Origin of the sequence: Pseudoclavibacter sp. RFBJ3, from assembly GCF_002931375.1 — a bacterium.
GTDB lineage: Bacteria > Actinomycetota > Actinomycetes > Actinomycetales > Microbacteriaceae > Pseudoclavibacter.
The window spans coordinates 74,393-101,390 of record NZ_PSXZ01000006.1 but is presented as its reverse complement, the minus strand read 5'-3'; the positions used below and the strand labels follow the sequence as shown (position 1 = coordinate 101,390).

Here is a 26,998-nt window from a genome sequence, read left to right as displayed (position 1 = left end):
GGGCCGGCTCGGCTAGCGTCGAGGGATGCGCACGGTCGCGGTGTTCATCCGCCGCGTCTTGGAGCTTCCTGCGCCGATGAGCAGGCCCAGCCCGAGCGCAGCGAGCGTGACCTCGATGCCGCGCCCGAAGAGCACCGCAGGGGTGAGGCCGTCGGCAAGCGGGACATCCACGATCATGACACCGGGCTCGTACCAGGGCAGCTCGGCGAGCACTCTGCCCTCTGGAGAGTAGACGGCGCTCAGGCCGACGGTCGACGCCTGCACGATGGAGCGGCCCGTCTCCATCGAGCGCAGCCGTGCGAACGCAAGCTGCTGGGCGGGCTCGTCGGTCTTCCCGAAGTCGGCGTTGTTGCTCGGAGCGAACAGTACGGTGGCCCCCTCGAGGACCGCGTCGCGGATCAGCACGTCATCGACGATGTCGTAGCAGATGTAGGTGCCAGCCCTGATGTCGCCGACCTCGAGGATGCTGTCCCGCTCCCCCGGCGAGTAGCCGCGCCCGATCAGGCCAATCAGGTCAGGGGCAAGCGAGTACCAGAACTCACGATCCGGGACGTACTCGCCGAACGGAATCGGGTGCTTCTTGTCGTACTGATCGCCCCAGCCGCTCTCCGCGTCCCAGACGAACTGCGAATTGAAGAACCGGTCGTCGTCGGCGCTCGCGCCCTCCTCGACCGTCACGGCGTTCGCCACGATCGGGGCGCCGTACTGCTCGCTCAGCTGGTCGAGCGTGCGGCGCACCCCGGTCGACGTCTTCGGGTCGAGATCGATCGAGCCCTCCGGCCACAGGATGGCGTCGACGTCGGCGTCATCCGGGATGGTGAGGGTCGCGTCGACATGGCCGAGGAAGACGTCTCCTGGGTCTCCGTCGACGAAGTAGGCGGCCTCCGGGGTGTCGCCCTGGACCGCGGCGATCCGGGCGGAACCGATCTCGTTCGTCGGGTAGATGGGAACGACCGCGACCACGAGCACGGCCGCAGCCGCCGTAACCCAGGTCTGGGGTCTGACTCGGGCGCGGCCCAGCTCGAGGGTCAGCGCCACGAGGAAGACCATGACGAAGCCCATGCCCGAGAGTCCCAGCCAGGACACGAGCTCCGCGAACGGACTCGCTGACTGCGACTGCGCGACTCTCCCCCAGGCGAAGCCGCCGTACGGCCACGCCGAGTAGATCGCTTCGCGCAGCGTCCACAGTCCCGCGATCGCCGCCGCGACGAAGATCACGCGTCTCGCGCCGCTCTCCCAGCGCGCCGTGAGGCGACGGTAGGCGAGCGCGATGAGCACCGCTCCCCCGGCCCAGAACAGTGACGAGAGGACGCTCAGCGCACTCCACGGTACGGGGCCGAGGAACAGCGAGGCCCAGGCGATGAGCGGGAAGTAGTAGGCGAGTCCGGAGGCGAGGCCCACGAGGAACGCCCCTCCGGCGGAACGGTGCATGAGGGAGCAGAGCACCAGCCCGATGCCGACGAAGGCGAGCGGCCACAGCGCGGGTCCTGGGAAGGCGGCCCTCAGCAGCAGGCCGCCGGCAACGGCAGCGAGCAGGGAGAGCCAGAAGGACCTCACCCCACCCCCGAATACGCCACGATGCCCCGACGCACGCTGCTGGATGCCTGCCGCGCGGTCGTCGCGAACTTGCCCTCTGCGACCTTCTCGATCTGGTCGAGCACGTCGAGCACCTGCTTGCACCAGCGCACGAAGTCGCCGGCGGCGAGGTTCGACTCCTCGAGGACACGCTCGAGCTCCGCGCCGTGCGCCCAGTGGAAGATGGCGGGGGCGAGGTTCGTCGCCAGGCGTGACGAGCGCGGTACACGGTACTTCTCGGCCAGCTCGTCGAGCGACTGCCAGTGCTTCTCGGTGGTCTGCATGGCACCGCGGAAGGCCCCGCGAGGCAGCTGGTACTCCTCGAGGGTCTCCTCTTCGCGGCGCGGCTCGTACACGAGGACGGCAGCCATGGCGGCGAGCTGCTGCGGGTTCAGCTCGTTCCACACCTGTCTGCGCAGGCACTCGGCGATGAGCAGGTCACGCTCGCCGTAGATGCGCGCGAGCGTGCGCCCGTGGTCGGTCACGGCCAGGTCCTTGTCACCGCTGTCTGCGGGGGCGAGGTAGCCGAGATCGAGCAGGAGCTCGGTGATCCGGTCGAAGACCTGGGCGACGGCCCCGGTCCTCGACTCGATCTGCCGGGTCAGCTTGTCGTTGTCGTGCTTCAGCTTCCAGTAGCGCTCACCCCAGCGAGCGTGCTGCTCCCGGTCGGGGCAGACATGGCACGGGTGACGCTTGAGGGCGGTCTGGAGCTGAGTCAGCTTCGCCTGCCTGCGCTCGCGCGCGGCGTGCTGGTGCGCCTCGTCGTGGGGGATGCGCTTGCGCTCGAGATCGTTGAGCTCGCGACGGATGCGCGAGTACTCGAAGAAGTCGCCGAGGTGGCAGTTCATGCCCTCCTCGTAGCCCGCGAGGGCCTCCTCCTGCTGACGCACTCGCTTCGCGAGGTCGACGACCGCTCTGTCCGCCTGGAACTGCGCGAACGACGACTCGAGCACGGAGCGCGTGCGCGCGCGGCCGAACCGGTCGATGAGGTTGACCGCCATGTTGAAGGTCGGTTTGAAGCTCGAGTTCATCGGATAGGAGCGACGCGAGGCGAGCGAGGCGATCGCCTGGGGATGCATCCCGCCGACCCATTGCACGACGGCGTGGCCCTCGACGTCGATGCCACGACGGCCCGCTCGACCGGTCAGCTGCGTGTACTCGCCTGGGGTGATGGGCACTCGCGATTCGCCGTTGAACTTCTCCAGCTTCTCCAGCACGACGGTGCGAGCCGGCATGTTGATGCCGAGCGCCAGCGTCTCGGTCGCGAAGACGAGCTTCACGAGCTTGCGCTGGAAGAGCTCCTCGACGACTTCCTTGAACGCGGGCAGCAGCCCCGCATGGTGGGCTGCGATGCCGCGCTCGAGGCCTTCCGTCCACTCGTAGTAGCCGAGGACCGCGAGATCCTGATCGAGGAGGTTGCGGCAGCGGTCCTCGACGATCCAGCGGATCTCGTCGCGTTCCTCGCGAGTCGTGAGCGAGACGCCGGCGCGAAGCACCTGGGAGACGGCCTGGTCGCAGCCCTTGCGGCTGAAGATGAAGTTGATGGCGGGCAGCATGTCGGCATCGTCGAGCATGCGCGTCAGGCCAGCTCGGTCGGCCCGGGCCGTCTGGAATCGCTGCTCCTTCCAGCTGCTCCCCCGGCCCCTGCGCCCGACGCGGTCGCGGTCGCGGCCGTCTTCGCGCCGCCCGCCGCCACCCTGCGTGGCCCGGACGAGGTCGGGATTCACGCGGTCGGCGATGTCTCCGTCACGGGTCTCGAAGAGGTCGTAGAGGCGCTGGCCGACGAGCACGTGCTGGAACAGCGGCGTTGGGCGCTCCTCGGAGACGATGACGTCGGTGTCGCCGCGTACGGTCTGCAGCCAGTCGCCGAACTCCTCGGCGTTCGAGACCGTCGCCGACAGCGAGATGAGTCGCACCTCGCTGGGGAGGTGGATGATCACCTCTTCCCAGACGGCGCCCCTGAACCGGTCTGCGAGGTAGTGGACCTCGTCCATGATGACGTACGCGAGGTCGTCGAGCAGATCGCTGCCCGCATAGAGCATGTTCCGCAGCACTTCGGTGGTCATGACGACGATCCGCGCGCGCGGGTTGATGTTGACGTCTCCCGTGAGGAGGCCGACTTCGCTCTCGCCGTAGCGGCGCACGAACTCGCTGAACTTCTGGTTGCTCAGCGCCTTGATCGGCGCCGTGTAGAAGATCTTGGCATTCGGCTGGCGCATGGCCAGGAAGACGCCGAACTCGGCGACGACGGTCTTGCCAGCGCCCGTCGGCGCCGCGACGAGCACGCTCTTGCCGGCCTCGACGCTCGCGCACGACGCGATCTGGAACTCGTCGAGGTCGAAGCTGAGTTCGCGACGGAACAGTTCGAACTGCTGCAGCTGAGCGCGGGACCTGCTGGCCGCGAAGCGCTCGGACGGGCTCGGGGTCATGCAGCCGACGCTTCGGCTGCCGCCAGCTCGGCCTCGAACTTCTTGTGCTTCTTCGCGCGCCGTCGGTCGTTGATCATGGCGATGCCGACAGCGAGGAAGTACAGACCGAGCATCGGGGCCATCAGGAAGAACATGGAGAGGACGTCAGCCGATGGCGTCGCCATCGCCGCGAAGAGCGCAACGAGCAGCACGGCCGTTCGCCATCCCTTGAGAATCGCGGAACCCGTGATGACGCCCGCGAAGTTCAGCATGACGAGGATGACCGGGAGTACGAAGGCGATGCCCACCGCGATGCAGAGCGTCATGATGAGCTTGTAGTAGTCGCCCGCGTTGATGAGGCTCGAGCTGTCCGAGGGCGCGAAGCTCACCATGACCTCGACGATGCGGGGCATCAGCAGCCACGCGACCCAGACGCCCGCGAGGAACAGCGGGATCGCCGTCCCGACGAAGCCGATGGCGTACCAGCGCTCGTTCTTCTTGAGCCCGGGGACGACGAACATCCAGATCTGGTAGAGCCAGACAGGTGAGGACAGGATCACGCCGAGAGCGAGGGAGATCTGCAGCCGTAGGTCGAAGGCGCCCGTGATGCTCTGGAAGTTCAGGTCCGCCGTTCGACCCTGGGACACGGCGATGTCGTGGATCGGCGCGGACATCAGGTTGAAGACCCAGTCCGTCAGCAGGAATCCACCCACCATGCCGAGCACGATGCCGATCGCGGAGATGATGAGCCGGTTGCGGAACTCGATGAGGTGCTCGGCGAGGCGCATGCGCCCGTCAGGATCGCGCTTGCGGTCCTTCTTCGCTCTCTTCGGCGTCGTCTTCGGCACTCCTGCCGGAGACGGCCCCTCGCTTGGCTGGAGGGTCACGTCAGTTGGAAGGACCAGCGGTGCCCCTGGCATCGGAGCTCGGGGCCGCGGGGGCCTCAGGAGCCGGCGCTGCCGGAGCGGAGTTCTGGACGGGAGGCGTGACGGGTGCCTGCGGGGCTGCGGGTGCTTGCGGCGCAGCGGCGGCAGGTTGCGAGTACACGTCCGTGGACGGCGTGGCGTCGACCTCGTCGTCCTTCTTCATGTTCTTGACCTCGCCGCGGAAGATGCGCATCGACTGTCCGATGCTCTTCGCGAGGCCCGGGAGCTTCGGGGCGCCGAAGAGCAACAGGACGATCACCAGGATGATGATGAGGTGTGGGCCAGTCAGATTCGGCATGGTGTCAGTTGCCTTTCACAAGGTGTTCATATTGAAACGGGTCTGCGGTCGTCAGCTCACGGCCACGCTCCAGGCGCTGCTCGTGACGCTGCTCTTTGGTTTCGTCGAGCGCTTCTTTCAGCGCACCTCGCTCGACTTGGACCTCGCGGAGACCGCGAACGATCGCATTGCTCCGTGGAGGCGTGAACGAGACGAGCGTTTGCGCACGCTTCTCGAACGCCTCGAGGAGAACCTCGAGGCCCGCCAGCTCGCCCTGCAGCAGGACGACCTTCTTGAAGAGCCAGTAGCCCAGTGCACCGAGCACGCCAAGCAGGATGAGCACGAGGCCCACCCAGATGAGAACCCAACTCCACCACGGCATAGTGACTCCAACGATACCTGGTCTGAGCTGAATCGCCAGTCACCCGCCGTTGGCTCGCCGTCGAGCTTCAGCGCTCGTGGTGCTCGCGGAGCGCGGTGGCGGCCCAATCGGCGACGGCGGCACGCGCGGACGCGGGCGCCAGGACGCGCATCTCCCCCGCATTCCCGGCGACAAGACGGGAAAGATGCCGCATCGAGGCCATCCGGACCTGCACGGTGGCGCGTCCACGGTCGTCGACAGCCGGCGCGGGCTGCCCCGGCGGTAGGTAATCGCGCAGGAGCGGCAGGACGGCGGCCCCAGCCTCGATCGTCACCAGGACGTGTTCCTCGCTCGGCGTGAAGATCGGGCGGGCTGTCGCGGCCGCAGGATGAGACTCGGCAGAAACATCCGTGACCACCGCCTCGCGCATCCGGTCGAGCCGGAACACGCGCTCGGCGTCGCGCTCCAGGCACCATCCGCGCAGGAACAGGTCCCCGCCCAGGGTCTCGAGCGTGAAGGGATCCACGTGGCGCACGCTCTCGTCGCCGTCTTCGCGCCGGTAGCGGAAGCGCAGGCGCCGCCTCGTGGCGAGAGCGGCTGAGACCGCGTCGCGGGCGGCCGGAGCCTCCGCTATCGAGCCGAAGGCGAAGTGGGGCGCCGCGCCGCTCGCGCCGAGCTTCCGGAGGAGATCGTCGATGCGGTTCTCATCGACGAGCCGAGGGAGGCTGCGCAGGAACCCGAGGCCGGCGATCACGGCTGCCGCTTCTCGATTCGACATGCGCGGTGCTTCCTCCAGGGCGACGAAGTGGGTCACCTCGATGAGGTCCTGCGCTTCGAAGGCATCCCAGTTGATGTCGAAGAGGTCGAGGTGGCTGTAGACCCCCGCATCGCCGGGAGTGCCGGACACGGCGATGAGTCGGACCGCATCCCGGACCTGCGTCGCGCTCACGCCGAAGTGGCTCGCTGCGGTCTCGACGGGCACCGCTGCTTCCTGTTGGCGCAGGTACGGCACGAGCGACACGAGGAGCGCGAGACGGTCGGCGGAGACGAAGGGGCTCACGGGGCGACCTCGCTGTGGTCGGAGACGACCTCGGTCAGGCGCGCCTCGACGAGCCTGGCGAGCTGTTCCGGCTCGAGCACACGGACCTCCGAGCCGAAGGACGCGAGGCGATTCGCGAGGAGGTCCACGTCGGTGTAGCCGAGCTCGATCTCACGCCAGGGGGTGTCAGCTGTGGACGCGACGGAGCGGAGCCTGACCTCGGCGTCCGAGCCCTCACGGACCTCGAGTCTCGCGCGCTGCCTGCGTGCGAGTTCCGCCAGCGTGTCGAGCGCTCGTGCTGCGTGCTGCTCTGGGGTCACCCCCGGGTAGCGCGTCGTGTCGACGGCGCCGAGCGGCCTCGGCGTCGAGACGATGCGTGCCAGGAGGAACATGCGCTCGCTGGCTCGGTCGAGATCGTAGGAGACGAGCAGCCAGTTCGCGTCGGCGAACACCAGAGCAAGCGGTTCGACCCGGCGAACCCGCGCAGCTTCCTCGCCGGGCTTCGCGTACGAGAACGAGACGAGTCGACCCTCCTCGATGGCTGTCGAGAGGGGCTCGAAGGCCGCGTCACGCGCCCGGAGACGCGGTGCGACGCCGACGAGATCCTCGCTGGTGCTCTCCCCCAGCGCCTTCAGCTTCATGAGGCCGCGCCGTGACTCCTGCGAGACGGAGCCCTCGCGCCAGACCTGGGCGGCCAGTGCGAGCAGGGCCGTCTCCTCGGCATCGAATACCAGTCCTGCTGGCATGGAGAACCCGCCTCGAGGCACCCGGTAGCGAGCGAGCTGGTTGTTGCCGGGCGCCGACGGGTCGTCGATGACCTCGACGGGAACACCGAGGTCTCTCAGCTCGGTCTTGTCGCGCTCGAATCGCTTCTCGCGCGCGGTAGCCGCACTCCCGCCGCTGTCGCCCGAGTACCCGTGGACGGTCTCGAAGATGTCGCTCTTCGTGAGTCCTCGCTCGGTCGTCAGGAGCGCGAGGACCAGCGAGAACTGGCGCTCCGCAGCGGAGGGCGCCTTGGCTCGGGGTGTTCGCTCGCTTGCCACGCCTCGATGTTAGATCGTGCCGAGGATGTCGACGACGAAGACCAGCGTTGAGCCAGCGGGAATCGCCTCGCTCGCCTGGTCGCCATAGCCGAGGGCTGGCGGGATGACGGCGATGACCTGCGAGCCCACCGTCTGTCCGACCAGAGCCTGCGCGAAGCCGTCGACGACGCCGGTGGTGGAGAACTGGGCGGGGGTGCCGCGGTCCCAGGAGCTGTCGAACGTCTCCCCCGTCGCGAAGAGGACGCCGGTGTACTGGACGACGACGGAGCTGCCCTCTGCCACGACTGGGCCGGTGCCGAGCTTGCGTGTCTCGAGGACCAGCTCGTCCGGCGCAGTCACACCTTCGACGATCGTGACCTGCGGGGCGCCCTCGGTCGCATCCGTGACCGTGACGAGCGACTGCGTGGACGCCTGCTCGGCTCCGGTTGCCCGCGTCTCCGGCACCTCGATCACGTCGGCGACGACGAGCGCGGGAGGCGTGTCCGTTGCTCCCGCGTTGGCGGTTCCCTCCAGGAGCAGGGCCGCGGGGATGAGGGCGACGACGCGCGAACCGGAGGTCACGCCGTCGAAGAGCCCCGTGAGGTAGCCCGGGATGCCCTCGGCGTCGAGGTCGAGGACCTGCCCGAGCGGTGCGTACGGGCTCTCCTCGGCCTTCGTGCCAGCGTCGTACACCGTCAGGTTCGCGGCGACCGTGGAATCGAGGGTGATCTCCCCGCCGTCACCCTCGATCTCGACGCGTCGCTCCATCTCCTCGCCGAGACCTGCGACATCGCCGATCTCGACGGTCGGTGCTGCGCCGTACTCGCCGCTGACCTCGACGCCGCTGAGCGCGTCTCCGCTCGCTGCGGGGGTCGAGCTGCCGGCGCACGAGGCCAGGCCGAGCGAGAGGAGGAGGGCCGCGGCGATCGCGGGGAGACGTCGTTGCATTGATCCGCCTTGCGTGGAATCGAGAGGGAGGTGGGAAGTCAGCCTGGTCGCTACTCGGCGGCCAGGATGTCGATCACGAAGACCAGCGTGCGTCCCTGCGTGGCCGTGGCGTTCAACGGCCCTGGCTGGGACGCGAGACGCTCGGGGGGAAGCACGACGACGAGCTGCGAGCCCACGGGGGTGCCCACGATCTCCTGGCTCAGCCCGAAGAGGCCGTCGGTGGGTGCCATGGTGAGCTGGAGCACGTTGTTGCCGGGGGTCCACGTGGATGCGACCTGCTCACCGGTCGTCCAGTCGAAGGCAGAGAGCTGCATCGTCACGGCCTGGCCTTCGGCGACCGGGGCACCGTAGCCGTCGATGCGCACGTGTCGCTTCGGGGCTGCGGGCGGGTCCTGGGCTGGCATGGTGACACCAGGGGTGCCGTTCGGTGCCGTGACGACGGCCGGGATGCCGTCTTCGGGGGCGGCGATGCGCCCACCGGCACTCGATGGGTACACGTCGAGCACATCGGCGATGGCGACGATCGTCATGGCCGGGTCGACCCCCGTCGATGCCGCCGCCTCGCCGAACAGGACGCTCGCGGGCATGACGGCGACGACGCGCTCGCCGGTCTGCGAGCACTCGATGGCCTCCGCGAGTCCGGGGAAGGTGTTCGCGATCGTCGCCACGCTCGTCGGCGCGGAGGCACCGGACTCATCCGCGACCGTCGGGCTGTAGGGCACGAGGACCTCGCCGCCGGCGCCGTCGAGCAGCTCGAAGTTCGCGCGCACGACTCCGGACGGCGTGACCGGGTCGCCGGTTCCGACGCCGTCACGCGTGGTCTCGAGAGCAGTCACCGAGAGGGGATGCGGCAGGGTCGCGCCGCTGAGTTCGCCGAACGCGCCGTCGGCAGTGATGCTCGTCGAAGCGGTGCCCTCGACGCCGGGCAGCTCGCACGCCGCGACGTCGAGCTCGCTCTCCGGCCAGGTGACGCAGCCCGTGAGGGCGATCGCGACGGCGGACGCGGTCATCGCGGCCCCCACGAGTCGGATTCCTGTGCGATTCATTCGCTCTCTCCCTCTGGTCCGGTGCTCTGCGCGTCGGTGTCGTCCTGCTGCGTTTCGGAGGGCTCCGGCTCGCTGCCCTGTCCTGAGGTGATGGCGGCGCCGCGCTGCGCGAGTCTGGCGCGCTTGCGGAGCACCTTGTCGCTCACCTGTCGGTCGCCCAGCGATCCCGGCGTCCAGATCTCCACGTCCTCGTCGCTGAAGTCAGATTTCGAGGCTCGGCGCTTGAGGTTCGGCAGGACGGCGCCGTCCGCGAGTCGGCGGGCCGTGAGCAGGAAGCCGGTGTGGCCGATCATGCGGTGGTCGGGACGCACAGCGAGGCCCTCGACGTGCCACCCGCGGACCATCGTCTCGTCGGCGTTCGGATCGGTGAAGAGGCCGGTCGCGCGGATGGCCTCGGCGACGCGCGACAGCTGGGTGACCGTGGCCACGTAGCAGAGGAGCACTCCGCCGGGCTTGAGGGCGTCCGCGACGACCTCGAGGCACTCCCAGGGGGCGAGCATGTCGAGCACGGCCCGGTCGGCGGTCCCGTCGGCGTGCTGCTCGGGCAGTGCTTCGGCGAGGTCGCCGAGCACGAGGTTCCAGTTGTCTGGCTTCTCGCCCATGACGCTGATGACGTTGCCCTCCGCGACCTGGGCGAACTCCTCCCGGCGTTCGAAGGACGTGAGCGAGCCCGTCCCCCCGAGCATGCGCAGGATCCACAGCGAGAGCGCGCCTGAGCCGACGCCGGCTTCGATGACGCGTGCACCAGGGCGGATATCGGCCTTCGCGAGGATCGCCGCGGCATCCTTCGGGTAGATGATGGCGGCACCGCGCGGCATGGACATGACGATGTCCTCGAGCAGCGGACGCAGCGCGAGGTACTGGCCGCCGTCGGTCGCGGCGATGACCGAGCCCTCGTCGACGCCGATGATCGTGTCGTGGTCGATCATGCCCTTGTGCATGAAGTAGCGCTTGCCCGGCTCCAGGTAGAGGGTGCTGACGCGCCCCTTCGGGCCGGTCAGCTGCACGCGGTCTCCAGCGCGGAAGGGTCCGCCGATGTCGGTCTGGGTCATAGCTGTGCTTCGCTTTCTCGGTTGGCGGCGTCGTGTGCCGTCTGTGCGTCCTGTCCCGTCGCCGTCGCCGTTGCGCTTGCCACGCGCTCGACGAGTTCGCCGAGCTCATCGAGGGTGATGCCCTCGAGTGTGTGCGTCACGAGATGCGCGTGGTGCGCCTCGAGCGTCTGGCCGTGCGGGATGCCGATCGTCGCGCATCCGGCGGCCCGAGCGGCCTCGAGGCCGCGGCGTGAGTCCTCGACCGCGATGCAGCTCTCCGGGGCGACGCCCAGCTGCTCTGCCGCGCGGAGATACGGTTCGGGGTGCGGCTTGCCGTTGTCGACCTCGTCGCCTGCGATCACGATCGTGAACAGCGGGGCGTCGAGCGTCGAGACGACTGCGTCGGCGAGGATGCGCGTCGAGTTCGTCACGAGCGCGTTCGGGATGCCTGCAGCGTGCAGGTCCGTCAGCAGCTCCAGAGCGCCGGGCCGCCAGTCGAGCTCCCTGAGGATGCTCGCCATGACCGTCGAGTTCATGTGGTCCACGATCTCCTGCGGCTCGAGCCTGACGCCGAGGCGAGCGAAGAACTCGGACGCGTCGGCCATGCTCGAGCCGACCATCCCCAGCTCCTGCTCTTCGGTGAGCGGGGGCAGGCCGTGGTCGCTGAGGAGGTTCAGCTGAGCGGTCTGCCAGTACTGCTCGGTGTCGACGATGGTGCCGTCCATGTCCCACAGGACGGCGGCGGGAAGTTTCGAAGGAGCCACGGGGCGACAGTCTACGGGGCGGCAGGGCGGCTGCCGACGCCCCGCCGCGTATCCTTGGACGACAGTCCATCCATGGCGAGGAGCACGGTGACGGATCACAGCGAGGCCACCACACCATTTGCGCGAGGCAGACTGCTGGTGGTCGCCCTGCTCGGCTGGAACGACGCGGGCGATGCGGCATCGAGCGCCGTCCGCTCGCTGCAGGAGGCTATCGGCGCGGACCGCCTCATCGAGGACATCGACGACGAGTCCTTCTTCGACTACTCGATCCACCGCCCGGTCATGAAGGCTGGTGTGGAGGGGATCCGGAAGATCCAATGGCCGAGCGTCGCCTTCAGCGGCATCCCGCTGCGTGAGGCCTCGGCGAGTGAGGCCCCGGCCGAGACCACCGAGCTCGCAGCAGATGCGGGGCTCTCGGTGAGCTCCGACAACGGTGAGAACGTCTTCGTGCTCATCGGGCCCGAGCCGACGCTGCGGTGGCGGAGCTTCACGAAGCACGTCGTCGACCTGTGCGAGCGGGAGGGCATCACGCGCATCGTGCTCGTCGGGGCGCTCCTCGCTGACGTGCCGCACACCAGACCCATCACGATCTTCATGTCGAGCGACGACGCGGCGGTCCGCGAGGAGCTCGACATCGACCGCAGCGAGTACGAGGGTCCGACGGGAGTGCTGTCGGCGATCGGCGAGGAAGCGCGTTCGCGTGGCATGCTGGTGCTCTCGCTCTGGGCTTCCGTTCCCCACTACGCGCACCACTCGCCCTCGCCGAAGGCCACGCTCGCCCTCGTCGACCGTCTCACCGAGATCGTCGATGTCTCGATTCCCCACGGCGAACTCGTCACCGAGTCCGCGGAATGGGAGGCGGAGGTGACGGAGGCGACTGCGCAGGATGAGGAGATCGCGCAGTACGTCGGCTACCTCGAGCGCACGCGCGACATGGTCGAGGCACCTGAGGCGTCCGGTGAGGCGATCGCGCAGGAGTTCGAGCGCTTCCTCGAGCAGGCGGCCGGGAAGAAGCCGCAGCCGGGGCCAGGAGCGTTCCCGACGGATCTCTCCGGGACCGCGCAGCGGCCCATGGGAGGCGATCGCCGAGTGGCGCCCGAGGGTGACGATCAGGATGCGGACGCCGCCGAGTCGGAGTCTCCTGCCGCGGAGGAGACCGAGGCACCCGAGGACTCCGAGGACTGACCCAGCCAGGAGCTGGTCCCGGGCCGGGACCCGCTCGGAGCTACTCGCTGGTGAGGCGCACACCCAGGAGGGCGTCGACGAGCCTGACGACGTCGCCGTCTCCGGCGGCCGGAGGCGCCTGCACCCACTCGTCGACGATCTCGACGACCGCTGGGGTGTTCAGATCCTCGGCGATCGCCGCCCGCATCCGCGTGACGAAGCTGCTCTGCTCGGACGGGATTCCTCCGGCGATCGATCGCCGTGCTCGCTCACGCCAGGCAGACAGGCGCTCGCTCGAGCGCTCGAGTTCCGCGTCGGTCCACTCCCAGTCGCTCCGGTAGTGGTGGGAGAGCATCGCGAGCCTGATCGCCATGGGATCGACCCCATCGGCGGTGAGCCTCGAGACGAGCACGAGGTTGCCGAGGGACTTCGACATCTTGGTTCCGTCGTAGGCGATGAGGCCAGCATGCGCGTACGCGCGGGCGAAGTCGTCGGCCGAGCCGTTCGAGTCAGCCGAGGTCAGCGAGATGGCGTGCGCGGCCGAGAGCTCGTGGTGGGGGAAGCGAAGGTCGCGGCCGCCGCCCTGCACCGAGATCGGGGCCCCGAGCGTGCGCGTCGCGATGACGGAGCACTCGATGTGCCAACCGGGACGACCGAGTCCCACGGCGCTCTCGAAGGCGGGCTCGCCGTCGCGCGCGCTGCGCCAGAGCAGCGGATCGAAGGGGCCGTGCTTGCCTTCACGGTCCGGGTCTCCCCCGAACTCGAGGAAGGCGGCTTCCATCTCGGCTGGGGTGTACCCGGAGACGTCGCCCATCGTCCAGCTGCTGGCGGTCTCGGCGGCCGCGACGTCGTAGTACACGTCGCCGAGCTCGGTGACGGCAGCGGGAGCCGCGTCGCTCGCGACGGCAACCCGGTAGGCGAGTCCCGCGTCGATGAGCTTCGCGATGGCCTCGCCCGTCTCGGCGATGCTGTCCTGCACCCGCACGTACGCGTCGGGCGGCAGCACACGAAGCGCGGCCATGTCCGAGCGGAAGAGGTCGGTCTGCGAGGTCGCGATCTCCTGCCAGTCGCGCCCCGTCTTGGCGGCGCGCTCGAGGAGCGGGTCGTCGACGTCCGTGATGTTCTGCGCGTACCTGACCTCGAGACCCGCATCGCGCCAGGCGCGTCCGAGGGTGTCGAACGCGAGATACGTGGCCGCGTGGCCGAGGTGCGTCGCGTCGTATGGGGTGATCCCGCAGACATAGAGGGTCGCGATCCCATCGGGGGTGACGGTGTCCTGCACACGTCCGCTCGCCGAGTCGAAGACCCTGATCGGACCACCGCCGTTGCCGGCTACCGAGGGGACTGCAGGGATGGGCCACGAGGGAACGGTTCGCACCGGGACATCCTATGTCGCGCCCCAGCCTTCACCGTCGAGTGGGACTCCCCACCGCGTGTCAGCGTCAGGCGGCACCGCTCGTCGGGTCCATGAGCCCGAACGACAGCAGGATGATGATGAGCGTCCCGAGCGCGATGCGGTACACCACGAAGGGCAGGAAGCTGCCCTTGGTGAGGTACGCCATGAGGTACTTGATGACCACGAGGCCGACCACGAACGAGATGATCGTCGCGATGATCGTTCCGACGACGGGCGCCTGCGCGCCCTCCGTCTCCCCGAACGCGGAGACGAGCTCGTAGAAGCCGGAGCCGAAGACGGCTGGCACGGCCAGGAGGAAGCTGTAGCGGGCGGCCGACGGGCGGTCGTAGCCCATGATGCGTCCGGCCGTGATCGTGCCGCCAGAGCGGGAGACGCCGGGGATGAGGGCGAGCGCCTGAGCGAACCCGTAGACGATGCCGTCCCTCGTGTTGAGGTCCTGCAGCGCCTTCGCGCGCTTCCCGAAGATGTCGGCGAGGCCGAGGATGACGCCGAAGATGATGAGCGTGAACGCCACGATCCAGAGCGACCTGAACTGGTCCCGGATCAGGCTCTGCAGCAGGAAGCCGAGGACGACGATCGGGATCGAGCCGAAGATGATGAGCCAGCCCATGCGCGCATCTGGGTCGCTCCGCGGAACGCTGCCGCGAAGCGAGCCGAACCAGCGCGAGATGATGCGCTTGATGTCGCCCCAGAAGTAGACCAGGACGGCGGCCTCGGTGCCCAGCTGGATGATGGCGGTGAACGTCGCCCCAGGGTCCTGCACGCCGATCCATTCGCCGACGATGCGGATGTGCGCGCTCGAGGAGATCGGGAGGAACTCAGTGAGCGCCTGCACGAGTCCGAGGATGACGGCGTCAAACCAGTTCATTGCCACTGCCTTTTCGAGAGAGATTTCCTGCTGCGGCCGCGGTCGAGGTCACGTCGGGCCCGGCGCACGCTAACACGAATCCGGCAGTCAGGCGCGGATGGCACCCCGGAGCCGAATGGATGCGGAGAGCGGGCGTGCCCGGATCGAGCACGCCCACCGAGCGCTCAGTAGCTGCGCAGGAAGTCCCCGAGCACCTTGCGTCCGAAGACCAGCGACTCGAGCGGCACGCGCTCGTCGACGCCGTGGAACATCGCGGGGAAGTCGATGCCCTCGGGGAGGCGGAGCGGGGCGAAGCCGTAGCCCTCGATGCCGAGCGTCGCGAGCGCCTTGTTGTCCGTTCCGCCGGAGAGGAAGTACGGCACGACGACGGCTTCGGGGTCGTGCCGCTGCAGGGCCGCCGTCGCCGCGTCGACGATCGGGCCCGAGACGGGAGCCTGCGTGCCGATGCCTCGGAACACGGTCTCGATCTCGATGTCGTCGCCGACGATGGCCTGGATCTCCGCGAGGAGCTCGTCCTCGGCTCCAGGGAACGGCCGCGCGTCGATGGCGACGCTCGCCGATTCGGGGATGACGTTGTGCTTGTAGCCGGCGTTCAGCATCGTTGGGTTCGTCGTCGAGCGGAGGCTGGCCGTGAGGAACCCGGACGCGCTGCCGGTCGCGAGGACGATGGCACCCGGCGTGGTCTCCTGCGGGTCGACCTCGAGGAGGCGAGCGAGCTCCGTGATCATCGAGGAGGTCGTGTCGTTGAGGAGCACGGGCCACTCGTGGGAGCCGAGCTTGGCGATGGCCTGGGCCAGGCGCGTCACGGCGTTCTCCTCAGCAGGGATGACCCGTGAGCCGTGAGCCGCCCTCCCCTTGGCGTGGAGCCGCAGCCACAGGAGCGCCTTCTCCCCCGTCTGCAGCAGGTAGGCGCGCTTGCCGCCGACCGTGATCGAGTAGCCGCCGACCTCGGAGATCGCCTGCGTCGCGCCAGCGAAGAGCTCCGGATGGTCGCGGGCGATGGGCTCGGATCCGAACTGGCCGCCGTTCTCCTCGTCGGCGAAGAACGCGAGGATCAGCTCGCGCTCCGGCAGCTCGCCCGCGCCGAGGATCTCCTCGACGGCGGTCAGGATCATGGCGTCCATGTTCTTCATGTCGACGGCACCGCGCCCCCACAGGAGGCCGTCCTTGATGACGCCGGCGAACGGGTCGACGTTCCAGTTGCCAGCTTCCGCCGGGACGACATCGGTGTGGCCGTGCACGACGAGCGCCGGCTTCTCCGGGTTGCGCCCCGGGATGCGCGTGAAGATGCTCGGGCGTCCTGGGGCCGCCTCGATCGTCGTGACGTCCAGACCGAGAGCCTGGAGCCGCGCCTCCAGGTACTGCGCAGCCTCGGTCTCGCCCTTGGAGCGGCCTTCGCCGTAGTTCGTGGTGTCGAGGCGGATGAGGTCCTGGGTCGTCGTGACGGTCGGATCGAGTTCGAGGGAGTCAGCCATGCCCCAACGCTACCGCCGCGGAGTCCCCCAGATAGTCCCTGCGACGCGCCCGGGATGCACGCTTTTCGGCCTCGATTAGCGTTTCGCCGGAATCCTGGTAATGTTTCTCCTCGTGCTCAACAGCACAACCTGCGCGGGTGGCGGAAATGGCAGACGCGCTAGCTTGAGGTGCTAGTGCCCGTATTAGGGCGTGGGGGTTCAAGTCCCCCCTCGCGCACAGGTTGAAAGGCCCGGGAGTTTTCTCCCGGGCCTTTCGTGTTCCCTGCCGCAGCTTCCTGTTGCCTCCCTCAGGTCATCTGCGCTGCGCTTCCTGACGCACTGCGTAGTGAGACGGCGCGGAGGGAAACACTCGGCAACGTTGGCTTGCCAGGACACGCTCTGCGAGTGACGCTCGGTGAGGCCCATCCACCGTCATCCCAGGAGTGCACCAGTGCCCGCTGAAACCACGTCGCTCGTGAACCACACGCAGATCGATCAGACCGAGCTCTCCGAGAGCTTCCGCTCGCTGTTCCGCCAGCACCCCTCGGGTGTCGCGGTGCTCACGGCCGAGAGCGAAGCCGGTCCGGTCGCGATGACGATCACGTCGCTCACGTCGGTCAACGCCTCCCCCGCGCTTGTCGCCTTCTCGCTGTCGAAGGCCTCGTCGGCGACACCCGGAATCCTGGGATCGTCCAGCGTGCTCGTGCACTTCATCGACGAGGCGTCGCTCGCGGTGGCCCAGGTGGCCGCCACGAGCGGTATCGACCGCTTCGCAGACCGAGACAGCTGGGGCTATCTGCCGAGCGGAGAACCGCACTACAGGGCCGTCACGCGCTGGGCGCGTGGCAGCGTCCGCAGCACGCTCGACGTGGACGGCGCGGTTCTCGTCGTCCTGGACATCGTCGAGGCCAGGGACGGGAGTGCTGGCGCCCCGCTGGAGGACGACGGGGTCGTCTACCGCAACCGCGTGTGGCGAAAGCTCGGCGCCCCGCACAGCTGAGAGGGACTCGTGGGGCGGTCGGGTAGTTTGGGGGCGCAGCACTGTGACGAGCGATTGGCGCATGAACTGCCTCCACGCCCCCAGACCGAGAAGGACCTCCTCGAACCATGCCCGGCCTCGCCACGACACTCCTCTACGCCGCAAGCTCAGGGGGGAGCGCCGTCGATGAGGCGACCGGCGGCATCTTCGGGGTCATCTCCGATTGGGCGATCGAGATCATGGGAACCATCGGAGCTCCCGGCGCCGGCATCGCCGTCGCGCTGGAGAACCTCTTCCCGCCTATCCCGTCCGAGATCATCCTGCCGCTGGCAGGCTTGGCAGCGCACCAGGGCAAGTTCTCCGTGCTCGAGGCGATCATCTGGACCACGATCGGCTCGGTGGTCGGTGCCTATGCCCTGTACTGGCTCGGTCGCTGGCTCGGACACAACCGCATGGTGTGGCTCGCTCGGAAGATCCCGCTCGTCGACGCGGCCGACGTCGTCAAGACGACCAACTGGTTCAAGAAGCACGGCAAGAAGGCCGTCTTCTTCGGCCGGTTCCTGCCGATCTTCCGGAGTCTGATCTCGATACCGGCCGGCATCGAGCGGATGCCCGCACTCCAGTTCGGCCTGCTGACGCTCGCCGGCTCCGCGATCTGGAACACCGTGTTCGTGATGGCCGGCTACCTGCTCGGCGACTCCTGGGAGCAGATCCTCATCTACGCAGACGCGCTCAAGTACCTCGTGTACGCCCTCGTGGGAGGCGCGATCATCTGGTTCCTGGTCGTGAAGATCCGCGGGCGGGTGCACCGCGGCGGCCACTCGGCCTGAAGGCGCGCGCTCAGGTCGGCTGACCGCTGACGGCTCACGAGCGCATGCGCCGCCGGAGCACGTCGATACGCGCCTGGATCTGCGACACGGTCGCCTGTCCCACCGCTGGCCCCCCGCAGCTGCGTCGCAGCTCCGCGTGCACGATGCCGTGGGGCTCCCCCGACTGTTTCGCGTAGACCGAGACGAGGCTGTTGAGCAGCGTTCGCTGCTCCTTCAGGGTTCGGTGGAGCGCCTGGGGCGGCGCGGGAGCCGGTGGGCCTGCCTTCACGCGCGACTCCTGGATGCGCCCCTGCTTCGCCTGCCGCTGGGACAGCACCGACCGCACCTGGTCGGCGTCGAGGATCCCAGGCAGCCCGAGGAACTCCAGCTCCTCCTCGCTGCCGACTTCGGCCGCGTAACCGAAATCGCCGCCGTCGTAGAGGACCTTGTCGAACAGCGCCTCGCTCGAGATCGCCTCGAACGTGAACTTCCCGAGCTCGTCCGAGGTCTTGTCCGGCCGCTCGGCGGCGGCCATCATGTCTTCCTCTGGAGCGCGGGAGTCGTCGGCGTCGGCGAGCCGATCGAGCGCGTGGTTGCGCTCCATCTCCAGCGCGTGCGCGAGCTTCGTGAGCTGCGGCACGCTCGGCACGAAGACCGTCGCGGTCTCGCCCTTCTTGCGGGCGCGCACGAAGCGGCCGATGGCCTGCGCGAAGAACATCGGCGTCGACGCGTTGGTTGCGTAGACGCCCACGGCGAGCCGAGGCACGTCGACGCCCTCCGACACCATGCGCACGGCGACCATCCACCGCTCGTCGCTCGCGGAGAACTCGGTGATGCGGTCGGACGCGCCCTTGTCGTCGGAGAGGATGAGCGCGGGCTTGGTTCCCGTGATGGTCTTCAGGATCGCCGCGTAGCCCTTTGCCGCCGCGTGGTCGGTGGCGATGACGAGGCCGCCGGCATCCGGGACTTCCTGGCGGACCTCGCTGAGGCGCTGGTCGGCCGCCTGCAGGACCTGGGGGATCCACTGCCCTTCGTGGTCGAGGGCGGTGCGCCACGCCTGGGAGACGATGTCCTTCGTGTTGTCCTCCGCGAGGCCCGCTGACATCTCCTCCCCCTGCGTGTCGCGCCACCGCACGTTGCCGGCGTAGGACATGAAGAGCACTGGGCGCACGACGCCGTCCTCGAGCGCACGGCCGTACCCGTAGGAGTAGTCGGTGAGGGAGGTGCGGATGCCGTCCTCATTCGGGGCGTAGGTGACGAACGGGATCGGCGCGGAGTCGGAGCGGAAGGGGGTTCCCGTGAGCGAGAGTCGGCGGTCGGCGTGTCCGAAGGCCTCGCGGATCGCGTCTCCCCAGCTCAGCGCGTCTCCGCCATGGTGCACCTCGTCGAGGATGACGAGCGTGCGTCCGGAGGCCGTCAGGTGGCTGTGCACGCTCGGCTTCATCGCGACCTGCGCGTAGGTCACGGCCACGCCGTGGAACTGACGGGAGTGGATGCCCTGGTTGTTGCCGTAGCGCGGGTCGATGCGGAGGCCGACTCGAGCGGCAGCCTCCGCCCACTGCGTCTTGAGGTGGTCGGTCGGCGCGACGATCGTGATGCGATCGACGGAGCGGCGCTGGAGGAGCTCGGTGGCGAGTCGCAGGGCGAAGGTCGTCTTGCCAGCGCCCGGCGTCGCAGAGGCGAGGAAGTCTCGAGGCTCGGACTCGAAGTAGACGTCGAGCGCCTCAGCCTGCCAGGCACGCAGCCTCCCGGCGGTGCCCCACGGCGCTCGCTGCGGGAACGACGGGGAGAGGTGCTCGGCAGCGAAGGTGCCGACCTGGTGACCGTAGCGTGAGCCGTCGTGGCTGGAGGGATGAGCTTCCTGGACGGCTTCGCGTTCGGTCATGGCTGCGTCGAGTTCCTCTCAGGGCAGTCGCCCGGTCAGCGCCGTGCGGGTGGGTCTTGGATTGGTCCGAGTCGGTGGCTGGCGTGCAGCCGGCGCACGGCTCGCTCGTTCGACGGGTGCAAACCGCCTGCGAGCACGTCGCGCAGCAGTCGCGCGAGCTCATGTCCGGAACGGTAGCCGCTGCCGCCGACAATCCCGAGCGCGTCCTGCGTCGTGGTCGCCGCGGCGGCCACCGCCTCGTACTTCGCCATCGTCAGGCGCGCGAACCAGGCGTCGCCGTGAGGCGCCCCCTCGTCGACATCGCGAGCGATGGACTCAACGAGGGTACGCGCTGCGAGCTGTCGAATGCTCATCCTGGCGATTTCCTCTCGAACCTGCACGTCGTCGGCGAGACGGATCCCGCCCTGCGTCGAGCTCGTCCGGTGCTCGGCGGCCTCGATCGCCAGCTCGAGCGCGCGGTCGCCGATCCCGACGTAGCACGAGGCGACGAGGAGGAGGAAGTTCGAGTGAACGGCGAAGATGTGCGGTTCGCTGCTCGGTCCGACCGGGAGCCGAGCGATGACGCGCTCGGCGGGGATACGGGCACCGTCCAGGGAGGTGGAGCAGCTCTGCGTCGCCCGCATGCCGAGCGTGTCCCAGTCATCGTGGATGCGCACGCCGTCGTCGCCGCGTCGCAGCACCCCGTGGACGAGAGCCGGCTGCGCTCCGGTGTCGTCGCGGCCGAAGGTCACGAGGCTCGTCCAGACGGGAGAGAGCGAGGTGAAGATCTTCATGCCGTGCAGCCGGTAGCCCCCGTCGGCCTCCGGCTCGGCCCGGACATTCGAGTCGTAGAGGACGGCGTCGTTGCCGATCTCGGAGATGGCGAGCGCGTAGGTCTCCCCCGCGACGATCTCGCGCAGCATCCAGTCGAGGGCCCCTTCGCCCGCCTCGTGCGTCGCGCGGGCGATGCCGGCGACCACGTGGTGCATGTTCACGGCGAGGGCCGTCGCCGGAGCCGCGGCCGCGAGACGTGCCTGGCATCGCACGGCCTGCTCGAGGGATGCCCCCGTGCCACCGAAGTCGCGAGGAACCAGCAGCCGCAGGTAGCCGATCTCGCGGAGCGCCTCGAGGTCGTCCGCGGGGAAGGAGTTCTCCGCGTCGTGGCGGCTCGCGCGCTGATTGAGCACCTCGAGCAGGTCATCGGCCAAAATGGATCTCGGGTCTGAAGCTGGCATGTCCACCACGGTACTCGTCACGGCTTCGACCTCGATGACCACGTCAGCGTCTGTGACGGTCTAGTCTTCAGTTCCGATCGAGGAGAGAAACGGCGAGATGTCAGAACCCGAACTCATACCGTGGAGCCGCTACGTGGCGATCGGCGATTCCTTCACCGAGGGCGTCGGCGACCCGGAGCCGACCGCTCCAGGCGGTCTCCGCGGCTGGGCCGATCGTGTGGCAGAGGAACTCGCCGCACACCGCTCCGACTTCGCCTACGCGAACCTGGCCATCCGCGGCCGACTGCTGGATCAGATCGCGGAGGAGCAGCTCGGGCCGGCGCTCGAGCTGAAGCCCGACCTTGTGACGGTCTCCGCTGGTGGCAACGACATCATCCGTCCGGGCGCGGACCCGGACGCGATCGCCGCGCGGTTCTCGCGACTCGTCGGCTCGCTGCGTGCCAGCGGCGCCACCGTCGTGGTGTTCACCGGGGTCGACACGAAGTTCGCGCCGGTATTCTCATCGATGCGCGGCAAGATCGCCATCTACAACGAGCACATCCGCGGGATCGCCGAGTACCACGATTGCATCGTCGCCGACCAGTGGGCGCTTCGCTCCATCCAGCGCCCCAGCATGTGGGTCAGCGACCGCCTGCACCTCAACGCCTACGGGCACCACGAGGTAGCTCGCATGGTGCTCGCCGCGTTGAACGTCGAGAACGAGCTCGTGGCGATGCAGCCTGCACCGGCCCGTCCCTCGCGGTGGCGCGAGGCCCGCGCCCAGGACATGGTGTGGGCTAGGCAGCACCTCGTTCCGTGGGTGCTGCGACGCCTCAGGAACGAGTCATCGGGCGACAACGTGATCGCGAAGCGTCCGTTCGCCGAGCCCTTCTCCTTCGGCACCGACATCGACTCCCCTCTCGGGTGAGCGCGCAGAGCCCTACCCGGTGAGCGCGTAGAGCGCGACGGCACTCGCCGCAGCGACGTTGAGCGAGTCGACGCCGTGGAGCATCGGAATCGTGACGGTCGTCGTCGCAGCGCTGAGGGCGCCGCGACTCAGGCCGTCCCCCTCCGTGCCGAGCAGGATCGCGACGCGCTCAGGACGGTCCGCGGCGTAGTCCCGGAGCGAGACGGCGTCGTCGTCCAGGGCGAGCGCTGCGACGTCGAAGCCGGCGTCGGCGAACAGCGTGGCTGCCTCCCGCCACACCGGCAGCCGGGTCCACGGCACCTGGAAGACGGTGCCCATGCTGACGCGCACACTGCGCCGGTAGAGGGGATCGGCGCATTCCTGGGTGACGAGCACCGCGTCGGCCCCGAGACCGGCAGCGGCCCGGAACACCGCGCCGACGTTCGTGTGATCCACGAGATCCTCGAGCACCACGACGGTCTTCGCCGTCGCGAGCAGGTCTGCGGGGTCGAGCAGCGGGGGCCTGTGCATCGAGGCCAGGGCTCCCCGGTGCATGCGGAAGCCGGTCAGCTGCTCGAGCTGCTCGCTGGAACCGACGTACACGGGCACGTCGGGGAACGCCTCGAGCAGTGGCTCGACGGTTGGGAGCCACTGCTCCATGAGGAGGAGGGAACGGGGCGTGTGGCCGGCTCGCAGCGCCCGCTCGATGACCTTCGGCGACTCGGCGAGGTAGAGGCCACCTTCCGGCTCGAGGCGACGGCGGAGGGCCACGTCGGTCAGGCGGGAATAGTCGTCGAGTCCAGACTGTTCGAGTGAACGGACGGATGGGGCCGCACGTGGCCAATCGGTCGATTGGAGAGGGGTCAGGCGCATGGAGGCAATCCTGTCAGAAGCGGGCGGTGCCATGGCGGAGCGGTCGCGAGCTGAGGGTCTTGCACGTGCCGCGGATGTGCTGGCGGATCGGGCGTTCGCGGTGCTCACCGGAGCCGGGCTCTCGACGGACTCGGGCATCCCCGACTACCGCGGGGACGGCAAGGCGCCGAGGATCTCGCCCATGACGATCCAGCAGTTCATGTCCGACGAGGCGACGCGCAGGCGCTACTGGGCCGGCGCCGCGCTCGGTGCGGCACGGTTCTCCGGAGCGGAGCCCAACGCGGGCCACCTGGCACTCGCCGAGCTCGAGCGACACGGCGCCGTGACGGGGGTCGCCACGCAGAACGTGGATGGCCTCCACCTCCGCGCAGGCAGCCGCAACGTCGTCGAGCTCCACGGCAGCATGCGCACCGCGAGCTGCACGCAGTGCGGGCACGAGGTCTCACGGGCCTCGCTGCTCGCCGACATCATCGAGTCCTCCCCCGGCATCGCCGAGCTGGCGGCCGACGCGAGCAGCCGCCCAGACGGTGACGCCGAGGCGAGCGGCGCGGAGATCGAGGAGCTCCCGAGCTGCCCGGTCTGCGGGGGCATCCTGCAACCGGACGTCGTGATGTTCGGTGACGTCGTTCGTCCCGAGGTCGCCGAGCGTGCCCGCAACCTCGTCGACGAGTCCGACGCGCTCCTGGTCGCCGGTACGTCCCTGGTCGTCAACACGGGACGCAGGCTCGTGCATCGCGCCGTGGCAGCTGGCAAGCCGGTCGTGCTGTTCAACCGCGGCGGGGCCGCGATCGAGCACCTGGCCTTCGTCTACGTCGACGGAGGCACCTCCGAGTCGCTCGCCGACCTCGCGGCCCGGCTCACGTCGGATTCCTAGGCCGACCCAGAACCCCGAGGCCGGCCGGGAACCGTCAGCGCTGTCGCTGCTCTGCCACCTCTTGGCAGGCGCTGAGCAGCGCGGCGGCGGATCGCTCCCACGCGTACTCGGCGGCCCTGGCCACGCCAGCAGCTGAGGCGGAAGCCCACGCCTGCGCGCTGCCGTCGAGCTGCCTCGCCTTCGTCGCGAGCAGCGCCGCGTCATCGGCCGGGAAGTACCCGGCTGCAGCTCCCCCGACCTCGCGGAAGATCGGGGTGTCGCTCACGAGAACGGGTGTGCCTGCGGACATGGCTTCCACGAGCGGCAGCCCGAAGCCCTCGCTCTTCGACGCGGTCACGAGGGCGGTGGCGTTGGCGAGCAGCGCACGGTACGCGTCGTCGCTCACGCCCTGGTGGGCGACGATCGAACCCGTGGAGGCGAGATCCTCGAGCGCCGCCAGGGTGCGTGCGTCCGCCTTCGAGCAGAGGTGGAGTCGCCAGCCAGGCAGGTCGCGCATGGCGCGCGCCAGCGTCTCGACGTTCTTGTACGGCATGAAGGAGCCCATGTAGACGAGATTGGGCTCGCTCGGCGGCTCGGTCCTCGCCGGCGCGGCGAACGCCGGATCTGGCGCGTTGGGCACTAGCGGGATGGGGCGGCGGGTGAGCTTCTTGGACTCGAGCAGCCCGCGGGTCGTCGCCGAGACCACCGCGACCTGGTCCGCCCCCGCGAGGAGGAGCCGCTGAGGCCAGAAGGACAGGTGGTAGACCCGCCACAGCGCGCGCACGTACCAGGGGAGGAACTGCGGCGGCTTCGGGTGCTCGTAGTAGATGAGGTCGTGGATCGTGAGGATGAGCCCGTAGTGCCGCCCGAGCGAGCCCATCGTCTGCATGGGGCTCACGACCACGTCGGGGCGCAGCGCGTTGATCTGGCGAGCGACGAACGGCTCCGCTGGCGACGTCGGCGCGCTGATGAGCGCGTGCGGAAGGTCCGGCAGCATGGGCAGCTGTCGTTCGTCGGAGATGAGCATGGTGACCGGGTGCAGTTCGGAGAGCGCACGCACGAGCTCAGCCGAGTACCTGGAGATGCCGTCGTGCCGGTCGATCCGAACGTACCTGCAGTCGAAGAGCAGTTTCACCGGCTGTGCTCCGAGTCGTCGGGTGTGGAGTTCTCGTCGATGAACTCGGAGAGCAGACGGGCGGCTGCGATCGGCGTCTCGTAGTGCACGAGGTGACCCGTGCCGGCGATCACGTGCAGCGGCAGCTCTGCGAGCCTCGCGAGTTCGAGCTGCGCTTCGAGCGGCGCGATGTCGTCGAGCGCGCCAGCGATGAGCGCGGTGGACGCTGGCAGTTCGTGTGCATGGGCGAGCACCGAGTCGGAGACGGATGCACGGAACGCGGCGAGGAGCGTGTCGCGGTCGGAGAAGTCCGAGAAGTGCCGTTCATGCTCGGCGTGGATCCATGCTCGGAGCGGCTTCGAGGTGGTCTTGGCCATGACCTCGCTCATGACGCGTGTGATGAGCGGATGCGAGAGCAGCACCCTGCCCGCCGACTCTGGCAGCTTCGAGCCGAGCCAGTAGTAGAAGATCGCGAGCTTCGTGAGGATCGCCTGCTGGCCTTCCAGGGCGGGCGCGGCGATGGGGTTGACGAGCACGAGGCGCCGATCGCCGATCGCGACGGGGCGCCGGGCGATCACGAGCGAGCCGAACGAGTGGCCGAGGACGATGGCGGTCCCGTTCGGGTCGACCTCATGGAGGAACGCCTCGAGCCAGGCCGAGTAGTCGTCGAGCGTGTGTCCGCTTGCGAGTGGCTGCGACTCCCCGAAACCCGGCAGGTCGGGTGCGAGGAAGCGAACGTCAGGGAGCCGTTCCACGACGGGGAGGAGTCCGTGGTGGGTGCCGCGGAAGCCGTGGACCAGCACAACCGTCGCGCGGGCGTCGCCGGCCGATGGGCCGATCTCCCACCAGGCGCATTCGGAGCCCAGGACACGCGCTGTGCGGGCGAGCGACGGGGACTCGGGAGTGGCTGCAAGAGCGGAGGAAGGCATCGTGCAAGAGTGTACCGAGCAGGGCGGGAAGCCGTGCTCAGGCGCTCCCGTGCGACGCGCGTTGGAGGTGCCTGCAAGAGGACGCCGAGGCGGGATGGGGAAGCAATGACCGAATGGACGAAGCGGATCGCGGTGTTCGATCTCGAGACGACCGGCATCGATGTCGAGAACGACCGGATCGTGACGGCGTTCGTCGGGCTCATCGACGGCGAGGGCACGATCGAGCGCGGCACGGATTGGCTGGCGGACCCGGGCATCCCCATCCCCGAGCGCGCGGCGGCCGTGCACGGCATCACCACGGAGATCGCCCAGTCCGAGGGGCGGCCGGCAGGCGAGGTCGTCGGGGAGCTTCGGGCCGCGCTCGACTGGATCGCCCGGCACCGGGTTCCGCTGGTCATCTACAACGCGCCGTACGACCTCACCCTGTTCGCTCGGGAGTGCGCGCGTCACGGCCTGGAGCAGGTCGTCTTCGCCGAGCAGGTCGTCGACCCTCTGGTCATCGACCGGGCGCTCGACAAGTACCGCAAGGGCAAGCGCACGCTCACCGACACCGCCCTCTTCTATGGCGTGGAACTGATCGACGCGCACTCCGCGGGCGACGACGCCGTCGCCGCGGGCCAGCTTGCGCTCGCGCTGGCGGCCAAGTATCCCGCGGATCTCGGGCTGCCGCTCCAGGAGCTGCACACGAAGCAGGTCACGTGGGCGGCAGACCAGGCCAGGGACTTCGAGGCGTACATGCGCGCCAATCGAGACCCGGACTTCACCGCCGACGGCGCTTGGCCGGTGCGCAGCGCTCCCTGACCGGCGACGGGCCTCGGTGAGGCAGCCAGCAACGCGCGAAAGGGCGGCACCGAAACGGTGCCGCCCTTTCGTGGAGCAATAAACTACTTGCTGCCGCCGCCGAACTTGGCGTAGCGGTTCTTGAACTTCTCAACACGACCTGCGGAGTCCATGATGCGCTGCTTGCCCGTGTAGAACGGGTGCGAGGCGCTGGAGATCTCGACGTCGATGACTGGGTACGTGTTGCCGTCTTCCCATTCGATCGTCTTGGCGCTCGAGACCGTGGAACGGGTGAGGAACTTCTCCCCCGATGCGAGGTCGTTGAACACCACCGTGTTGTAGGTGGGGTGGACGTCAGCCTTCATAAGGGTTCCTT

At 68.8% G+C, this 26,998-nt stretch carries 26 protein-coding genes and 1 tRNA gene; 7 read left to right on the top strand and 20 right to left on the bottom strand.

Annotated elements, in window-relative coordinates:
* Positions 1-12: 12 nt before the first annotated feature.
* The 11 genes from lnt to C5E07_RS07960 all read right to left on the bottom strand — a co-directional run bounded on the left by lnt (position 13) and on the right by C5E07_RS07960 (position 11,397).
* Positions 13-1,557, bottom strand: coding sequence for an apolipoprotein N-acyltransferase (gene lnt / locus C5E07_RS08010; RefSeq protein WP_104299048.1), 1,545 nt, complete (start codon positions 1,555-1,557; stop codon positions 13-15).
* Complete coding sequence (locus C5E07_RS08005) at positions 1,554-4,004, bottom strand: RNA helicase (RefSeq protein ID WP_104241177.1); 2,451 nt, start codon at positions 4,002-4,004, stop codon at positions 1,554-1,556. Before C5E07_RS08005 ends, lnt begins: the two co-directional genes overlap by 4 nt.
* Positions 4,001-4,870, bottom strand: coding sequence for a twin-arginine translocase subunit TatC (gene tatC / locus C5E07_RS08000; protein ID WP_308471359.1), 870 nt, complete (start codon positions 4,868-4,870; stop codon positions 4,001-4,003). Before tatC ends, C5E07_RS08005 begins: the two co-directional genes overlap by 4 nt.
* 1 nt (position 4,871) lies before the next feature.
* Positions 4,872-5,207, bottom strand: coding sequence for a Sec-independent protein translocase subunit TatA (gene tatA / locus C5E07_RS07995; protein ID WP_104299047.1), 336 nt, complete (start codon positions 5,205-5,207; stop codon positions 4,872-4,874).
* Positions 5,208-5,211: 4 nt separating this feature from the next.
* Positions 5,212-5,529 (bottom strand): hypothetical protein, encoded by a 318-nt coding sequence (locus tag C5E07_RS07990; RefSeq protein ID WP_146080545.1) that lies wholly within the window; start codon positions 5,527-5,529, stop codon positions 5,212-5,214.
* 106 nt (positions 5,530-5,635) lie between these two features.
* Positions 5,636-6,607 carry a YafY family protein gene (locus C5E07_RS07985; RefSeq protein ID WP_104299046.1) on the bottom strand — a complete coding sequence of 324 codons (972 nt, stop codon included), beginning with the start codon at positions 6,605-6,607 and terminating at the stop codon, positions 5,636-5,638.
* Positions 6,604-7,629, bottom strand: a complete 1,026-nt coding sequence (locus C5E07_RS07980; protein WP_104241181.1) for a YafY family protein — start codon at positions 7,627-7,629, stop codon at positions 6,604-6,606. Before C5E07_RS07980 ends, C5E07_RS07985 begins: the two co-directional genes overlap by 4 nt.
* A 9-nt stretch (positions 7,630-7,638) precedes the next feature.
* On the bottom strand, positions 7,639-8,556 hold the full coding sequence (locus C5E07_RS07975) for an FKBP-type peptidyl-prolyl cis-trans isomerase (RefSeq protein WP_104299045.1): 918 nt from the start codon (positions 8,554-8,556) through the stop codon (positions 7,639-7,641).
* A 50-nt stretch (positions 8,557-8,606) separates the two neighbouring features.
* Complete coding sequence (locus C5E07_RS07970; protein ID WP_146080544.1) at positions 8,607-9,602, bottom strand: hypothetical protein; 996 nt, start codon at positions 9,600-9,602, stop codon at positions 8,607-8,609.
* On the bottom strand, positions 9,599-10,654 hold the full coding sequence (locus tag C5E07_RS07965; RefSeq protein WP_104241184.1) for a tRNA (adenine-N1)-methyltransferase: 1,056 nt from the start codon (positions 10,652-10,654) through the stop codon (positions 9,599-9,601). Before C5E07_RS07965 ends, C5E07_RS07970 begins: the two co-directional genes overlap by 4 nt.
* Complete coding sequence (locus C5E07_RS07960) at positions 10,651-11,397, bottom strand: HAD family phosphatase (protein ID WP_146080543.1); 747 nt, start codon at positions 11,395-11,397, stop codon at positions 10,651-10,653. Before C5E07_RS07960 ends, C5E07_RS07965 begins: the two co-directional genes overlap by 4 nt.
* Positions 11,398-11,484: 87 nt before the next feature.
* Here C5E07_RS07960 and C5E07_RS07955 point away from each other — a divergent pair, with 87 nt between their 5' ends.
* A complete protein-coding gene (locus C5E07_RS07955) occupies positions 11,485-12,582 on the top strand; it encodes a proteasome assembly chaperone family protein (RefSeq protein WP_258063808.1) in 1,098 nt (365 codons plus the stop codon).
* Between the two features lie 40 nt (positions 12,583-12,622).
* On the opposite strand, the gene mshC is transcribed toward C5E07_RS07955, so the two are convergent.
* The 3 genes from mshC to C5E07_RS07940 all read right to left on the bottom strand — a co-directional run bounded on the left by mshC (position 12,623) and on the right by C5E07_RS07940 (position 16,321).
* The gene (gene mshC / locus C5E07_RS07950) at positions 12,623-13,939 is read right to left on the bottom strand and encodes a cysteine--1-D-myo-inosityl 2-amino-2-deoxy-alpha-D-glucopyranoside ligase (protein ID WP_104299042.1); all 1,317 of its coding nucleotides are present in this window, start codon (positions 13,937-13,939) and stop codon (positions 12,623-12,625) included.
* Positions 13,940-14,003: 64 nt separating this feature from the next.
* On the bottom strand, positions 14,004-14,846 hold the full coding sequence (locus tag C5E07_RS07945) for an undecaprenyl-diphosphate phosphatase (protein ID WP_104299041.1): 843 nt from the start codon (positions 14,844-14,846) through the stop codon (positions 14,004-14,006).
* Positions 14,847-15,010: 164 nt separating this feature from the next.
* Positions 15,011-16,321: a M20/M25/M40 family metallo-hydrolase gene (locus tag C5E07_RS07940; RefSeq protein WP_104299040.1), complete on the bottom strand. Its 1,311-nt coding sequence runs from the start codon at positions 16,319-16,321 to the stop codon at positions 15,011-15,013.
* A 131-nt stretch (positions 16,322-16,452) separates the two neighbouring features.
* On the opposite strand from C5E07_RS07940, the gene C5E07_RS07935 reads away from it, so the two are divergent.
* From C5E07_RS07935 to C5E07_RS07925, 3 genes are all read left to right on the top strand, one after another.
* A tRNA-Leu gene (locus C5E07_RS07935) sits at positions 16,453-16,538 on the top strand.
* Positions 16,539-16,751: 213 nt separating this feature from the next.
* A complete protein-coding gene (locus C5E07_RS07930; protein ID WP_181057878.1) occupies positions 16,752-17,300 on the top strand; it encodes a flavin reductase family protein in 549 nt (182 codons plus the stop codon).
* A gap of 107 nt (positions 17,301-17,407) precedes the next feature.
* Positions 17,408-18,109 carry a DedA family protein gene (locus C5E07_RS07925; protein WP_104241191.1) on the top strand — a complete coding sequence of 234 codons (702 nt, stop codon included), beginning with the start codon at positions 17,408-17,410 and terminating at the stop codon, positions 18,107-18,109.
* A gap of 34 nt (positions 18,110-18,143) precedes the next feature.
* Here the strand turns inward: C5E07_RS07925 and C5E07_RS07920 are convergent, their stop codons facing one another.
* Both C5E07_RS07920 and C5E07_RS07915 read right to left on the bottom strand, forming a co-directional pair.
* Entirely contained in the window at positions 18,144-19,973 is a 1,830-nt protein-coding gene (locus tag C5E07_RS07920; protein ID WP_104241192.1) for a DEAD/DEAH box helicase, read from the bottom strand.
* A 35-nt stretch (positions 19,974-20,008) separates the two neighbouring features.
* Positions 20,009-21,187: an acyl-CoA dehydrogenase family protein gene (locus C5E07_RS07915; protein ID WP_104299181.1), complete on the bottom strand. Its 1,179-nt coding sequence runs from the start codon at positions 21,185-21,187 to the stop codon at positions 20,009-20,011.
* A gap of 97 nt (positions 21,188-21,284) precedes the next feature.
* Here C5E07_RS07915 and C5E07_RS07910 point away from each other — a divergent pair, with 97 nt between their 5' ends.
* Positions 21,285-22,094, top strand: a complete 810-nt coding sequence (locus C5E07_RS07910; protein WP_104241193.1) for an SGNH/GDSL hydrolase family protein — start codon at positions 21,285-21,287, stop codon at positions 22,092-22,094.
* Positions 22,095-22,106: 12 nt separating this feature from the next.
* On the opposite strand, the gene C5E07_RS07905 is transcribed toward C5E07_RS07910, so the two are convergent.
* Positions 22,107-22,946, bottom strand: coding sequence for an RNA methyltransferase (locus tag C5E07_RS07905; protein ID WP_104241194.1), 840 nt, complete (start codon positions 22,944-22,946; stop codon positions 22,107-22,109).
* Here C5E07_RS07905 and C5E07_RS07900 point away from each other — a divergent pair.
* On the top strand, positions 22,945-23,820 hold the full coding sequence (locus tag C5E07_RS07900) for a Sir2 family NAD-dependent protein deacetylase (RefSeq protein ID WP_258063807.1): 876 nt from the start codon (positions 22,945-22,947) through the stop codon (positions 23,818-23,820). The genes C5E07_RS07905 and C5E07_RS07900 overlap by 2 nt on opposite strands.
* Positions 23,821-23,854: 34 nt before the next feature.
* Here the strand turns inward: C5E07_RS07900 and C5E07_RS07895 are convergent, their stop codons facing one another.
* Both C5E07_RS07895 and C5E07_RS07890 read right to left on the bottom strand, forming a co-directional pair.
* Entirely contained in the window at positions 23,855-24,934 is a 1,080-nt protein-coding gene (locus tag C5E07_RS07895; protein ID WP_104299038.1) for a glycosyltransferase family 1 protein, read from the bottom strand.
* Positions 24,931-25,842 (bottom strand): alpha/beta fold hydrolase, encoded by a 912-nt coding sequence (locus tag C5E07_RS07890; protein ID WP_104299037.1) that lies wholly within the window; start codon positions 25,840-25,842, stop codon positions 24,931-24,933. Before C5E07_RS07890 ends, C5E07_RS07895 begins: the two co-directional genes overlap by 4 nt.
* Before the next feature lie 105 nt (positions 25,843-25,947).
* Between C5E07_RS07890 and C5E07_RS07885 the strand changes: the two genes are divergently transcribed.
* Positions 25,948-26,643, top strand: coding sequence for an exonuclease domain-containing protein (locus C5E07_RS07885; RefSeq protein WP_104299036.1), 696 nt, complete (start codon positions 25,948-25,950; stop codon positions 26,641-26,643).
* 83 nt (positions 26,644-26,726) lie between these two features.
* On the opposite strand, the gene C5E07_RS07880 is transcribed toward C5E07_RS07885, so the two are convergent.
* Positions 26,727-26,987 (bottom strand): type B 50S ribosomal protein L31, encoded by a 261-nt coding sequence (locus tag C5E07_RS07880; protein WP_068481959.1) that lies wholly within the window; start codon positions 26,985-26,987, stop codon positions 26,727-26,729.
* Between the last annotated feature and the right edge of the window lie 11 nt (positions 26,988-26,998).

Excerpts from the sequence above, each read along its gene's own strand:
- tatA (WP_104299047.1), bottom strand. The coding sequence starts at position 5,207 with ATGCCGAATCTGACTGGCCCACACCTCATCATCATCCTGGTGATCGTC.
- C5E07_RS07975 (WP_104299045.1), bottom strand. The coding sequence starts at position 8,556 with ATGCAACGACGTCTCCCCGCGATCGCCGCGGCCCTCCTCCTCTCGCTC.
- C5E07_RS08005 (WP_104241177.1), bottom strand. The coding sequence starts at position 4,004 with ATGACCCCGAGCCCGTCCGAGCGCTTCGCGGCCAGCAGGTCCCGCGCT.
- C5E07_RS07900 (WP_258063807.1), top strand. The coding sequence starts at position 22,945 with ATGGAGGCAATCCTGTCAGAAGCGGGCGGTGCCATGGCGGAGCGGTCG.
- C5E07_RS07925 (WP_104241191.1), top strand. The coding sequence starts at position 17,408 with ATGCCCGGCCTCGCCACGACACTCCTCTACGCCGCAAGCTCAGGGGGG.
- C5E07_RS07910 (WP_104241193.1), top strand. The coding sequence starts at position 21,285 with ATGTCAGAACCCGAACTCATACCGTGGAGCCGCTACGTGGCGATCGGC.
- C5E07_RS07965 (WP_104241184.1), bottom strand. The coding sequence starts at position 10,654 with ATGACCCAGACCGACATCGGCGGACCCTTCCGCGCTGGAGACCGCGTG.
- C5E07_RS07890 (WP_104299037.1), bottom strand. The coding sequence starts at position 25,842 with ATGCCTTCCTCCGCTCTTGCAGCCACTCCCGAGTCCCCGTCGCTCGCC.
- C5E07_RS07970 (WP_146080544.1), bottom strand. The coding sequence starts at position 9,602 with ATGAATCGCACAGGAATCCGACTCGTGGGGGCCGCGATGACCGCGTCC.
- C5E07_RS07880 (WP_068481959.1), bottom strand. The coding sequence starts at position 26,987 with ATGAAGGCTGACGTCCACCCCACCTACAACACGGTGGTGTTCAACGAC.
- C5E07_RS07915 (WP_104299181.1), bottom strand. The coding sequence starts at position 21,187 with ATGCCAGCTTCAGACCCGAGATCCATTTTGGCCGATGACCTGCTCGAG.
- C5E07_RS07945 (WP_104299041.1), bottom strand. The coding sequence starts at position 14,846 with ATGAACTGGTTTGACGCCGTCATCCTCGGACTCGTGCAGGCGCTCACT.
- C5E07_RS07940 (WP_104299040.1), bottom strand. The coding sequence starts at position 16,321 with ATGGCTGACTCCCTCGAACTCGATCCGACCGTCACGACGACCCAGGAC.
- C5E07_RS07885 (WP_104299036.1), top strand. The coding sequence starts at position 25,948 with ATGACCGAATGGACGAAGCGGATCGCGGTGTTCGATCTCGAGACGACC.
- C5E07_RS07905 (WP_104241194.1), bottom strand. The coding sequence starts at position 22,946 with ATGCGCCTGACCCCTCTCCAATCGACCGATTGGCCACGTGCGGCCCCA.
- C5E07_RS07920 (WP_104241192.1), bottom strand. The coding sequence starts at position 19,973 with ATGACCGAACGCGAAGCCGTCCAGGAAGCTCATCCCTCCAGCCACGAC.